Below are 12,916 nucleotides of genomic sequence, written 5' to 3' on the forward strand. Positions count from 1 at the left end.
GCCTGCTAAACAGGCTTCTTTTTTATCCCCTTATAATTCCATAACTTGTCCCCACTAGTACAGTCTTTTCGTGTTGATTGCGATAAACTGACTCGATTGAAACTTTTTTATAGCCTTCCATTTGCTCAACATTTGTTAAAGTTAATTCACAAGTGATTGTATCTCCTGTGAAAACTGGTCTAATAAACTCACTTACTAATTCTCTTGCTATGTAATGTAATTCTTCGCCTACTTTCGTTCCAATGCTAGCAGTCAATAAACCATGGACCATTAATCTTCCATTTTCATCATATTCCACATGGTGTCTGCCTTTATCTCCGGTAATATTTGCAAATTCAAAAACCTCTTCCTCAGTAAATCTTCTTTCATATTTAAATACATCCCCAACTTTTATGCTCATTTTTATCCCCCTAACAATAAACAGAATTTTCTTTTATTTTATCATAAAATGAGCCTCAATCCATTCTCTATTATCAATAGCCTCAAAATTACCTCGCTAAACTTTTTACTTTTCATTCATTTATCGGTGACCATCTCTTCTCGCGACTTGATATCCATAATACGCACATGTTCCATTTCTCGATAGCTCTCTAACTTCAAATCCACAGCTTCTATAAAAATCAAAATTGTTCGCAGAAGTATGTGCAAACCAGTCACCATGTGGTAGCTTTTGCAAACAAAGAGCGACAAGTTTCTTACCTAATCCCTTCCCTCTATATTCACATTTCACAACTAAATTTACTATGTTCGCGACCATGATTCCATCAGAAATGACTCTAACCATCGCAACCATCTCTTCTTCATCCCAAATTGTGAATGCCCATGTTGAATTTTCAAATGCTATCGTGAATTTTTCAATTTGCCAAGAAGGGATATTATCATTGCTCCAACCGGCATCTTCGAATAAAGTCTTAATTGCATATGCAGGTACACCATTCGTTCCCTCACGAATAATAAGTCCATTATGATAAATGTACATGTAATCCCCCCTTTATTTTTATATACCATTCTTCAAAAAATGAAATTAACCTTTTTTCATCCAATGCGCCTAATGGAATAAACGAGAACATCCATCCCATGAAATGAAGTTGTTTTCTCATAACTAAGCCCCGTTTTTCTAGCAACAAAGATTGAGGCGGGGTGGTCCGGATTAATAAGAGAAATTAATTTATTCATTCGTAACGCTTGGAAGCCATAGTCTCGAAATGCTGCCGCTGCTTCTTTCGCATAGCCTTTTCCCCAATACTGAGGTAATAACCAATAACCAATTTCAATTTCCTCTTTTCCATCTATCTGCTGCTTTACTAATCCTGCATGACCAATCCGTATCCTCGTTTCCTTTTCAATTAATACAAATAAACCGAGGCCATTTTTATAGCTAGGAATTACCCACTCCTCCAAACTTTTTTTACATTGCATATATGTTTTTAACGTCCCATTTCCAATATAGCGCATTACTTTTTCGTTTCCCCATAGTGAAGCGTAGAACTGTAAATCATCCATTGTATATTTACGAATTTGTAAACGGTCTGTATGAAACATTCCTTCACTCCTTTCTACTAATTTCTTCTTAATTTCACGATCATATTTTGTATGCACAATAAATGTTACCATTTATTATAAATGAATCAACTACATAACGCAGAATATTCAATCTTATAGAAACAAAAAAAGCAGTAGACAAATATTGTCTACTGCATCCATATCATAACTAGCATAAAGAAAACTACAATTGAGGGGGGTGTAGGATTTTCAAATATACTAGATACTTATCCCGTTCTAACGGGCGGTAAACTTTCCAATTTTTTCAAGTGAAAAGTTTACCGCACATAAGAACTTCCTTCGTTCATTAAGATAGTATTGCTAAATAATCATATACACGCTTAGCTTTCTCTCCACCCATTCGTGCATGCTGAAGAAGAGAAATACCATGAGGACCAGATGCACGTAATGCTTCTGGTTGAGCTACTAAAATAGCTTGTACGACTTCTAATTCCCCAAGCATAGCTGCCGCGAAAATATCCATACGAGCACCCTTTTCTAGTAAATAAAGAGCAATATCTTTACGACCTACATGTGCCGATGCGCCTAACGCACTTTCCCAATCTGATCCACCCCAATTATAAGAGGCGTGAAGTAAGCTTGGTGATTCAACCAATAGCTCTTGTACTTTCTCTAAATCCCCGTGAGCTGCCATAACAAATTCTCTTACTAATTCAGTGGTAATACGCTCTTCTGTTTGCATCGCTCTTCTCCCCTTTTAAAAATTCGTTTCGGTGTAAAAAAAGGCTTGTCACTTCCCTGAAAAATATCTACATCTATGCCAAATACATGTTGAAACATTTCATGGCATAGTACTTCTTCTGGTATACCATCATACTGAATTTTTCCTCGCTTTAATACAAGTAAACGATCGCTATATTGAGCAGCTTGGTTAATGTCATGTAAAACCATTATAATTGTCATTCCAAACTCCTCATTTAATCGTTTCACAAGTTCCATTACTTCCAACTGGTGAACGATATCTAAAAAGGTTGTTGGTTCATCCAATAATAAGACATTTGTACGTTGCGCTAGCGTCATCGCAATCCAAGCACGTTGCCGTTCCCCTCCTGATAAAGAATGTAAAAGACGATATTCATACCCTTCAAGATTTGTAACAGACAATGCCCAATCAACAATTTCTTCATCTTCTTTATTTAAGCGGCTACTCCATGATTTATGTGGACCTCTTCCGAACTCAATTAGTTCTTTCACTGTTAAATCTAATTGATGATCATGCATTTGTGGTAACATTGCTAATTGCTTCGCTACATCAGCACTCTTCATCATATGAATATTTTTCCCATCTAAAATGATGTCCCCTTCGCTTTGTTTCAGTAGCCTTGCTATTAAACGAAGCAAAGTAGATTTTCCCGATCCATTCGGACCAATTAAACTAACGATTTCTCTAGCCTTAATATGTACATTCATATTTTGCATTTGAAATCTTTCAGAGTGTGCGTAAAACACTTTGTTAACGGAAATCACTTTGTTTTCCTCCTCTATGAATTAAATATAAGAAGAACGGACCACCTAAGAAGGACAGTAAAATACCAACAGGCAATTCGATTGGGTCAAACCAACTTCGAGCTATTGCATCCGCAAAAACAAGTAATACCCCGCCGCCAAGGCATGATAAAGGTAGCAAATATCTATAATCATTTCCAACTAATAAACGTAGCATATGTGGTACGACAAGACCGACAAATCCAATAAGACCAGACACACTTACTGCAATTCCAGCTAATAATGTACTTACTACGATTAAATAAAACCGACTTTTTTCCACATTATGTCCTAATAACTTTGCCATTTCATCTCCAAGCATTAACACTCGAATATGCTTAATACCAAAGAAAGCTAATATAATGGCGAATATTGCATAATAAATAATTATGTTTAAATGTGCCCAACTTACACCACCAATACCGCCCGCTAGCCACGGTAACACCGATTGTACTTTGTCACTATGTAATAACATTAATGCTGACGTTGCTGCACCAATTAATGCATTGATCGACACCCCTACTAAGACGATTCTTGAAGGTGGTGCCCCTTTTTGCCATGATAAAGCATAAATAACCATCGCTGTTATGAAAGCTCCTAAAAACGCCCCTAGTGGTAAAAAAGCTAGATGCTGTGGGAATAAAATCATGATGACAATTGCTACAAGGCCTGCTCCAGATGAAACTCCGATAATACCAGGATCTGCAAGAGGGTTTCTCATAACTCCTTGTAGCAGTGTACCAGATGCAGCTAAACATGTTCCTACTATAAACCCAATGAGCACTCTCGGTATGCGAAGATCCCATACAATTCGATGAACTGTCGAACCTTCATCTTGTATACCTGTTAAAATATCTCGTACAGAAAAGGATAAACTTCCTGCGAAAAGACCGTAAAAGAGACCTAGGATTGTTAATACAACTAAAGTAACTGCTATTATCCATCTTTTTTTCGCAAAAGGATGTTCCTTTTCTCTTACTACTTCACTACTTTCCATACGTATCATTTCCTTACATCTTGTATACTTTTATACATAAAGTCCATTGCTTCTGTAACTTTTGTACCAGGATTAGATCCAAATAAATCAGGTGGCAAAATAACTACGCGGTTTTGTTTTACTGCCTCTAAATTTTTCCACGCTTCATTTTTCATCATTTCGCCTTCGAATGCTTTTTTCACACTTTTTGGATCTCCGTGTGTAATTAAATAAATCACATCTGGATTCGCCTCAATAATACGTTCTACACTTAGCTGTGCATATTGCGGGTATTCTTTCGTTTCTGGAAAATCAGAAGCAATATTTTTTCCGCCTGTTTTTTCTAAAATATCACCTGATAAAGATGTTGGTAATGCCGCTAAATAAGTTCCTGGTGCGCCATACACTAGCAAGGCTTTCACATCGCTCTTTTTCTCATATTTCTTCATTTGATCATTCATTTTTTGATTAATTTCTTTTGCTTTATCTTCTTTCTTCATTACCATTCCATATAATTCAATATTTTTTTGAATATCTTGTACAGAATTCGCAGAAGAAATGATAACTTGTGTTCCTTGTCCTTCAACCGTTGGCACATTCTTTTGGAATCCATTGTTAGCAACAAGTACATCGGGCTTTAAACTAGCAATTTGCTCAAAGTTCGGTTGATGTGCATTCCCAATTACTTGTGCTTTCTTTAACTCCTCTGGAAGAGTTAATTTCGTATCTGGGCGACCTACTATGTTTCCACCTAAAGCATGAATAATATCCATGTCTCCCATACTTAATGTTGCAAAACTTTCTGGCACTTTATCGAATGTTACCTTTCTTCCTGATAGGTCGGTAATTTCGATTTTCTTTTTTCCTTTTTCTGTTTTGGTTGCAGACGCTTTTCCGTCCCCTTTGGCACTGCAACCTATTAACAAGAAAAAAATAGATAAAATCGCTGTAAATAGCGTAATAGATTTTTTCATTTCTTCACCTCTAATTGATAATGATAATCACTAACCACTACTCTACTTTAATTGATAAGGATTATCATTGTCAACACGAAACGCATACATTTTTCTACAAAAAACAAAAAGCGTGACAAAAAGATTTTTTCTTTTCGCCGCGCTCTAGTTAACAATATTATTCACATTCATTTTCCTCTAGCTGTTCACGCATCACTTTCACACGCTGAAAGAAAAAGAACGATAAACTTAAAAATATAACGATGCTCCCCATCATAACAAAAAATTGGATTGTCTCTTTTGCTCCACTCGGAATCAATAAGCCAACCATTAACAATGTACTTACAGCGAGAAGCATTTGTCCAAACCGAGTATAATCTTCTATTTTTCCTTTTAATTCTTTCATTATATTCTCACTCCTCCATTTCACTGTATCATATTCTATGAAACTGAAAGACCAGTAAATACAGCCATTCTGGGAGATGTTTTCCAATAAAAAAAGAGCCGCTTTTACTGCGGCTCTTTTTTTATCATTATTCACCTTTATATGCTTCCATATAAATTTCTTTCAGCTCTGAAATAAGCGGTAACTTTGGATTAGCAGTTGTACATTGATCTTCAAAAGCTCTTTCTGCTAATACTCCAACAACCTCTTCAAATTGCTCTTTATCGACTCCTTGTCCCGCAATACTCATATTAATATTTAAGCTTTTTCCAAGCTCAATAATTGCTTGGACGAGTGATTCCACCCCTTCTGCTACCGAACTTGCTGGAAGCCCGAGCATTCTCGCTATATGTGCATATCTTTCATCTGCCACAAAGTGCTCATATTTTGGGAACAATGCGTGTTTTCTTGGCTTAATAGCATTATAGCGGACTACGTGCGGCATTAGAATGGCATTTGCGCGTCCGTGCGGAATATGGAATTCTGGTCCAATCTTATGTGCTAAGCTGTGATTAATACCGAGGAAAGCATTTGCAAATGCCATCCCTGCAATTGCAGAAGCGTTATGCATTTTTTCTCTTGCTTCTTCATCATTTCCATCTTTATATGCTCTCAGTAAATATTTGAATACGAGATCAATAGCTTTTAATGCTAATCCATCTGTATAGTCATTTGCCATAACAGACACATACGCCTCAATTGCATGTGTTAAAACATCCATACCAGTATCTGCTGTTACATTTGGTGGTACTGTCATTACAAATTGTGGATCAACAATTGCTACATCTGGTGTTAATTCATAATCTGCGAGCGGATACTTTATATTATTTTTCTTATCTGTAATAACCGCAAATGGTGTCACTTCTGATCCCGTTCCTGATGTCGTTGGAATCGCAACAAACTGCGCCTTATTTCCTAATTCCGGATATTTACATGTACGTTTTCTTATATCTAAAAATTTCTGTTTAATGCCATAGAATGTCGTTTCTGGATGCTCATAGAATAACCACATTCCTTTTGCTGCATCCATAGCTGAACCACCACCAAGTGCGATAATTACATCTGGTTTAAAGCTTTTCATCATTTCCGCACCTTTGAAAACAGTTTCATCTGATGGATCTGTTTCGACCTCAAAGAAAACTTCAACTTTCACATCATTTGCATGCTTGTTTAAATAGTGCGCGACTGTATCGACATAGCCATGTTCAACCATTCCGGGGTCCGTTACAATAAATGCACGTGAAATGTTAGGCATATTTGCTAAATAAGCTGTAGCATGTTTTTCAAAATAAATTTTTGGTGGCAGTTTGAACCACTGCATATTCTTTTTTCTATTTGCCAGCCTTTTTATATTTAATAAATGAGTCGCTGTTACATTTTGGGAAACTGAATTCTTTCCGTATGAACCACAACCAAGTGTAAGTGATGGAATAAATCCATTATATATATCCCCTATTCCACCTTGTGATGAAGGTGCATTTACAATGAGACGGCAAGCTTTCATACGTAACCCAAATTGCTTTTGCACATCTTTATTTGTAGAATGGATAACTGCTGAATGTCCTAAACCACCGAGGTTCAACATTTCTTCGCAATATGTAAATCCTTCTTCTAATGAATTTGCCTTCACACAAGCTAATACTGGACTCAGTTTCTCACGGGATAACGGATATGCTGCTCCGATACCTTGAATTTCAGCTACAAGCATTTTTGTATGTCCAGGAACAGTGATCCCAACTAAACCGGCAATATACTGTGCTGATTTCCCTACAATATCACTATTTACTGCACATGTATTTTCATTTATAACGAGCTTTTCTAATTTTTTTCTTTCTTCTTCTGTTACAAAGTAACAACTGTTTTCAATCATTTCTGTTTTAACATCATCATAAATTTCTTTATCGACAATGATTGCTTGTTCCGATGCACAAATCATACCGTTATCAAATGTTTTTGATAAAATTAAATCATTAACAGCTCGTTTTACATGTGCTGATTTTTCTATATAACACGGTACATTACCAGGACCAACGCCTAACGCTGGTTTTCCAGTAGAGTAAGCTGATTTCACCATACCAGCGCCTCCAGTTGCTAGAACGAGTGCTACACCATCATGGTTCATCAATTGTTTCGTCGCTTCAACAGACGGTCTTTCAATCCATTGAATACAGTGTTTTGGGGCACCAGCTTTCATCGCTGCATCATATACGGTTTTCGCTGCTGCCACAGAACATTTTTGTGCGGAAGGATGAAATGCGAAAATAATTGGATTTCTTGTTTTTATCGCAATTAACGCTTTAAACATTGTTGTCGACGTTGGATTCGTTACTGGTGTTACTCCAGCTACTACACCGACAGGTTCCGCGATTTCTATTATTTCTTCATGAGGATCTTCGTGAATAATCCCTACCGTTTTATCTTGCTTTATACTATGCCAAATATATTCAGTGGCAAAAATATTTTTAATGCATTTGTCTTCATATACACCACGGCCAGTTTCTTCAACTGCCAATTTTGCTAGCGGCATATGTTGATCAACACCTGCTAATGCCATTTCATGAACAATGTTGTCAATTTCTTCTTGTGTAAAACTTTCTAATGCTTGTAAAGCTTGTTGACCATTATTTACTAGCGTATCAATCATCTTTTTTACTTCCTGCATTTCATTTACAACTTTCTCTTTGACTACCATGTGAATTTCCTCCTATTCTACTATTACGGTCCTTATATGTCCCTGTAGGTCAAAATAAGTCCCAATTAACACAAAAAAATAGAGATGCTTTCCTACATGAATTTCATTGTTTGTGAAATATTTCACAAGTTTATTTGTGAGTAACATTTCCTGAATTCAATATACACGAAATCATTTCGTTTGTGTATGTCTATTTTGTGAAATGTTTCACAAAATAACATAATACAAAATACACTGCTAATATTAGCAGTGCATTTTGTATTATGCTAGCGCTTGTGCTAAATCTTCAATTAAATCTTCACCATCTTCAATACCGACAGAAATACGAATTAATGTATCTGTAATTCCTAATTCTTTGCGGCGATCCGCTGGGATTGATGCATGTGTCATTTGAGATGGAATAGAAATTAAACTTTCTACCGCTCCTAAGCTTTCAGCAAGTGTAAAGTATTGTAGTTTCTCAAGTACTTTATTTAATGTTTCTTCACTATCTACATCAAATGAGATAATAGCACCAAATCCGTTTGCTTGTTCTGTTGCTAATTCATGATTTTGATGTGATTCAAGACCTGGGTAATATACTTTATTTACTTTTGGATGATTATTTAAGAACTCAGCAATAGCACGTGAATTCGTTTCATGTTCTTCCATACGAATTCCTAATGTTTTTAAACCGCGAAGTAGTAAGAAGCTATCTTGTGGCCCAAGAATACCTCCTGTTGAGTTTTGTACAAAATGAAGATCTTCTGCTAGTTGTGGGCTATTTACAACTACTAAACCTGCAACTACGTCACTATGACCTCCTAAATATTTCGTTGCACTATGAAGCACAATATCTGCTCCTAAAGAAATCGGCGACTGCCAATATGGCGTCATGAATGTGTTATCAATAATTGTTAATAGGTCTTTCTCTTTAGCAAGAGTAGATATTTTCTTAATATCAGTAATTTTTAGTAGTGGGTTCGTTGGTGTTTCCACATAAATTGCTTTCGTATTTGGACGAATTGCTTCTTCAACTTCCTCTAAGTTTGTTGTATCTACAAATGTATGCTCAATACCGAAACGGTTTAATACTTTCGTAATAACGCGGTATGTTCCACCATAAACATCATCTGTTAAAATAACGTGGTCACCTTTTGAGAACAACATAATTGTCGCTGTAATAGCAGCCATTCCTGAACCAAATGCAAATCCAGCATGCCCGTTTTCTAATACAGCAATCATTTCTTCTAAAGCTGCACGTGTTGGGTTACCTGTACGTGAATATTCATATCCTTGATGCTTACCAACTGCTTCTTGTTTGTACGTACTTGTTTGATAAATCGGTACGTTTACAGATCCAGTTGAAGGTTCTCCTATGCGAATACCATGAATTAACTTTGTCTTTGCTCTCATTTTTTATTCCCATCCTTTGTATATGTCTTTACTTAAATAGCGCTCACTGCTATCAGGAAAAATGGTTACAATATTTGTACCTGGTGGTGCCTTCTCTGCCTCCAGTAAGCTCGCATGAAATGCTGCTCCTGAAGAGCTCCCAACGAGAAGTCCTTCTTTTTGCGCTAATTCTTTCACTCGTAAAAATGCATCTCGATCAGAAATCGTATGAATTTCATCAAAATAAGATGTCTTCAAAAATGGCGGGATAAATTCCAGTCCAATTCCTTCGGTCTCATGTGAACCAGCCTTACCACCATTTAAAATAGATCCTTCTGGCTCTACGATAACTGTTTTAATATCTATATTTTTTTCTTTCAAATAAGATGCAGTCCCCATAAACGTACCGCCAGTTCCTGCTCCAGCAACAAATATGTTAATCTCTCCATTCAATGCGTCCCACAATTCAGGTCCTAATGTTTTAAAATATGCACGAGGATTTGCCTCATTTGCAAATTGACTTGGAGAGTATGAATTCGGTATTTCATTTACTAACTCTTTTGCTTTTGCAATTGCACCGGTCATTCCTTGCTCAGTCGGTGTGTGCACGACCGTTGCACCTAGCGCTTTCATTAATTCTTGTTTTTCAATACTAAATTTCTCTGGTACACAAACAATAACACGTAAATCATATTCTAATGCTGCAAGTGCCAGTCCAATACCAGTATTCCCAGCAGTGGGTTCAATAATTGTTCCACCTTGGGTAACAAGCCCTTTTTCTAGCGCATCTTCGATTAATTCTCTTCCTAAACGATCCTTAACGCTTCCGCCTGGGTTATAAAATTCAAGCTTTGCAAATAAACGGACCCCTTTCGGAAGTGGAAAACGAGTAATTTCTACAATTGGTGTATGACCAATTAACTCATGAACTCCACGATATACATTCATCGTGTTCTCCCCCTTGTTTGCCAATAAAGAAAAGGCAACTGTATGTATTTTCTTTATATGAGACAGTTGCCTTTTTGTTACATTACTTTAACTCTTCTAACACTTTTACGATAAAGTTTGTAGAATGAAGAGCTGCTTGATCTAAAAACTGATCAAATGAAACATTTGATTCTTTACCAGCAATATCAGAAAGTGCGCGAATGATAACAAACGGAATTTCATATTGGTGGCATACTTGTGCAACAGCTGCTGCTTCCATTTCTACCGCATAAAGATTTTCAAATTTATCACGGATGGCTGCAACGCGGTTCGGATCACTCATAAATGAATCACCTGTTGCAATCATACCTTTTACAACTTGAATATTTTCTTCAGCCTGCATACATTTCTCAGCTAATGCAACTAACGCCTCATCAGCTTTAAATCCAGGCGGCATTCCTGGTACTTGACCATATTCATAGTTAAATGCTGTTACATCTACGTCATGGTGACGAACTTCAGTGGAAATAACTACATCACCAACGTTTAGAGAGTGATGGAATCCACCTGCTGAACCAGTATTAATTACTTTTTCAGGCTTATATTTTTCTAATAAAATTGTCGTTGACATCGCTGCATTTACTTTACCAATACCAGACTTTAACAAGATTACTTCATGCCCTGCTAATAGCCCTTTCGTAAATTCACAACCTGCAACCGTTTCTGTCTCTGCTTGTTCTAATTTGTCACGTAAAATACGTACTTCTTCTTCCATTGCTCCAATTACAGCAATTCTCAATCTAATCCCTCTTTCTATTGCTTAGTTGCCTCCATTACCCAAACGAAATGATTTAATCTCGTGAACGTTACATGGAAGCCATTGTTTTCAAAAATAGTCTGCATAACTGGAATACGTGTATAGTATTCCGTTTGCAAATCGTTTGCTAACTGGTGGAAACCTCTTTGTTTTGCTGTTTCAACAGTTTTATCATATGCATCTTGATCTGCAAATATCGTATCAGCAAACACTATTTTACCACCTTTGTTTAGCAATTGACTATACTTCGCAATCGCTACATTTTTTTCATCATCTGTTAAATGATGAAATGCATAGGTGCTTACAATGGTATCAATTGAATTTGGAACTTCAAATGAAAGAAAATCACCGTCTGTAATTGAAAATTCTTTTGGCAATTTCTCTTTTGCAATCATGCGCATTTCACGCGACGGTTCTATACCGTAAACTGTGCGGCCAGCAAGTAATAATTTATTTGTTAAATTACCTGTACCGACACCAAATTCTAATACATTACCAAATGACTTGTTAACTACATCCTCTAGAATGTCCTCATAATGGGCGAAAACTTCTTTATATTGTATATCTTCGCCTTGTACAAATGAGTCGTACGTATGAGCCCACTCATCAAATAAACCATTAAATTCTGTACCCATAAAAATTCCCCTTTTTCTTATCGGTTTTATCAGTATGATATTCCCTCTTTCTAAAAATGTCAATTGAAATGTACATGGTATTTCCTTCTTTTCTTTGTTACACTATAGTTGATTACATAGGAGAGGGGCCGTCTTCATGTCATTTACCTTTGAAATGTTAGAAGATAAAGTAGAGTTTTTTGAAGCGGGAGACTTAGCTTCTTTAGAACGAAAAATTAGTGAACAAATTGATAATAATAAAGCACTTATGCTTGAAGTTCATCACATCTCACATCAAATGGTTATGGATCCTGAAAGCAAAAGACCGTATTATAGCGCGGTTGTTCATTTTAAATTAAAGAAATTGCGTTAACAAAAAAGAGAAGCTCCTAAGGAGCCTCTCTTTTTTAGTTTAGAGTTTGAACAAGTACTGGTTTCCAGCCCTCATTGTCTACCCAATCAATATTTACATAATATCTTTTCCCACTTTGCTTATCTTGAACATCACCATAAGCTTTGCTCTTTCCAGTTTTGTCTCTTCCAACAAAATGGAATACTAATTGCTCTTTCGGTACTTCAATACCCGCAGCAATTGCACTTTGCATCTCATTCCAATCTGATGACCCCTGTTTAAACGTCATCGCCGGTGATGAACCTTGTTCTGTTCCTACAGCTTTCCAAGAAGGTTTTGTGTAAGCCTCTTTTGCCTTGGATACAGTTTTTTCAGCTGATACTTTCTCGTTAGCTTTCGCTTCTTCTTCAGCTTTTTTCTGTTCTTCTTCAGCCTTTAACTTCTCTTCTTCAGCTTTTTGCTTAGCTTCTGCTTGCTCTTGTTCTTTTTCTTTTTTCTTAGCAGATTCTTTATCTTCTGATTTTCCAGCTTTCTCATTCTTTGTTGTTTGTTGAGAGACTTTCTTATCAGTAGAAGATGCTTGCTCTTTCGTACTAGGAACGAACAATTGATATGCTACAATAGCTACTAATAGTAATACAATAGCGATTGCAATATTTAAAACACCGTTTTGACGACGTTTTTGTTGTTTCTGTTGGAATCTTGATCCTCCTGCCAT

The 12,916-nt window shown here is 36.5% G+C and carries 15 protein-coding genes; 1 reads left to right on the forward strand and 14 read right to left on the reverse strand.

What is annotated here, in order from left to right:
- Positions 1-22: 22 nt before the first annotated feature.
- The 13 genes from F3I02_RS24390 to F3I02_RS24450 all read right to left on the reverse strand — a co-directional run bounded on the left by F3I02_RS24390 (position 23) and on the right by F3I02_RS24450 (position 11,867).
- The gene (locus F3I02_RS24390) at positions 23-400 is read right to left on the reverse strand and encodes a hotdog family protein (RefSeq protein ID WP_000025015.1); all 378 of its coding nucleotides are present in this window, start codon (positions 398-400) and stop codon (positions 23-25) included.
- Positions 401-520: 120 nt separating this feature from the next.
- Positions 521-979: a GNAT family N-acetyltransferase gene (locus F3I02_RS24395; protein WP_000276119.1), complete on the reverse strand. Its 459-nt coding sequence runs from the start codon at positions 977-979 to the stop codon at positions 521-523.
- A 56-nt stretch (positions 980-1,035) separates the two neighbouring features.
- On the reverse strand, positions 1,036-1,614 hold the full coding sequence (locus F3I02_RS24400; RefSeq protein ID WP_000256013.1) for a GNAT family N-acetyltransferase: 579 nt from the start codon (positions 1,612-1,614) through the stop codon (positions 1,036-1,038).
- 235 nt (positions 1,615-1,849) lie between these two features.
- Positions 1,850-2,245 (reverse strand): ankyrin repeat domain-containing protein, encoded by a 396-nt coding sequence (locus F3I02_RS24405; protein WP_001192765.1) that lies wholly within the window; start codon positions 2,243-2,245, stop codon positions 1,850-1,852.
- Positions 2,212-3,030, reverse strand: coding sequence for an ABC transporter ATP-binding protein (locus F3I02_RS24410; RefSeq protein ID WP_196478513.1), 819 nt, complete (start codon positions 3,028-3,030; stop codon positions 2,212-2,214). Before F3I02_RS24410 ends, F3I02_RS24405 begins: the two co-directional genes overlap by 34 nt.
- The gene (locus F3I02_RS24415) at positions 3,017-4,045 is read right to left on the reverse strand and encodes a FecCD family ABC transporter permease (RefSeq protein ID WP_196478514.1); all 1,029 of its coding nucleotides are present in this window, start codon (positions 4,043-4,045) and stop codon (positions 3,017-3,019) included. Before F3I02_RS24415 ends, F3I02_RS24410 begins: the two co-directional genes overlap by 14 nt.
- A 5-nt stretch (positions 4,046-4,050) precedes the next feature.
- Positions 4,051-4,998, reverse strand: a complete 948-nt coding sequence (locus F3I02_RS24420) for an ABC transporter substrate-binding protein (protein ID WP_000748477.1) — start codon at positions 4,996-4,998, stop codon at positions 4,051-4,053.
- Positions 4,999-5,155: 157 nt separating this feature from the next.
- A complete protein-coding gene (locus F3I02_RS24425) occupies positions 5,156-5,383 on the reverse strand; it encodes a YrhC family protein (RefSeq protein WP_000661266.1) in 228 nt (75 codons plus the stop codon).
- Between the two features lie 127 nt (positions 5,384-5,510).
- Positions 5,511-8,114, reverse strand: coding sequence for a bifunctional acetaldehyde-CoA/alcohol dehydrogenase (gene adhE, locus F3I02_RS24430; protein WP_196478515.1), 2,604 nt, complete (start codon positions 8,112-8,114; stop codon positions 5,511-5,513).
- Between the two features lie 261 nt (positions 8,115-8,375).
- Positions 8,376-9,509, reverse strand: a complete 1,134-nt coding sequence (locus tag F3I02_RS24435; protein WP_001201908.1) for a bifunctional cystathionine gamma-lyase/homocysteine desulfhydrase — start codon at positions 9,507-9,509, stop codon at positions 8,376-8,378.
- Positions 9,510-9,512: 3 nt separating this feature from the next.
- On the reverse strand, positions 9,513-10,436 hold the full coding sequence (locus F3I02_RS24440) for an O-acetylserine dependent cystathionine beta-synthase (RefSeq protein ID WP_001103851.1): 924 nt from the start codon (positions 10,434-10,436) through the stop codon (positions 9,513-9,515).
- A gap of 82 nt (positions 10,437-10,518) precedes the next feature.
- Positions 10,519-11,214: a 5'-methylthioadenosine/S-adenosylhomocysteine nucleosidase gene (mtnN, locus tag F3I02_RS24445; RefSeq protein WP_001217024.1), complete on the reverse strand. Its 696-nt coding sequence runs from the start codon at positions 11,212-11,214 to the stop codon at positions 10,519-10,521.
- A gap of 14 nt (positions 11,215-11,228) precedes the next feature.
- Positions 11,229-11,867: a class I SAM-dependent methyltransferase gene (locus F3I02_RS24450; RefSeq protein ID WP_000536315.1), complete on the reverse strand. Its 639-nt coding sequence runs from the start codon at positions 11,865-11,867 to the stop codon at positions 11,229-11,231.
- A 136-nt stretch (positions 11,868-12,003) separates the two neighbouring features.
- Between F3I02_RS24450 and F3I02_RS24455 the strand changes: the two genes are divergently transcribed.
- Positions 12,004-12,219, forward strand: coding sequence for a YrzA family protein (locus F3I02_RS24455; protein ID WP_000010984.1), 216 nt, complete (start codon positions 12,004-12,006; stop codon positions 12,217-12,219).
- A gap of 34 nt (positions 12,220-12,253) precedes the next feature.
- Here the strand turns inward: F3I02_RS24455 and F3I02_RS24460 are convergent, their stop codons facing one another.
- Positions 12,254-12,916: a YrrS family protein gene (locus F3I02_RS24460; RefSeq protein ID WP_000897101.1), complete on the reverse strand. Its 663-nt coding sequence runs from the start codon at positions 12,914-12,916 to the stop codon at positions 12,254-12,256.

It is taken from the genome of Bacillus sp. SRB3LM, assembly GCF_015712745.1.
GTDB lineage: Bacteria > Bacillota > Bacilli > Bacillales > Bacillaceae_G > Bacillus_A > Bacillus_A thuringiensis_K.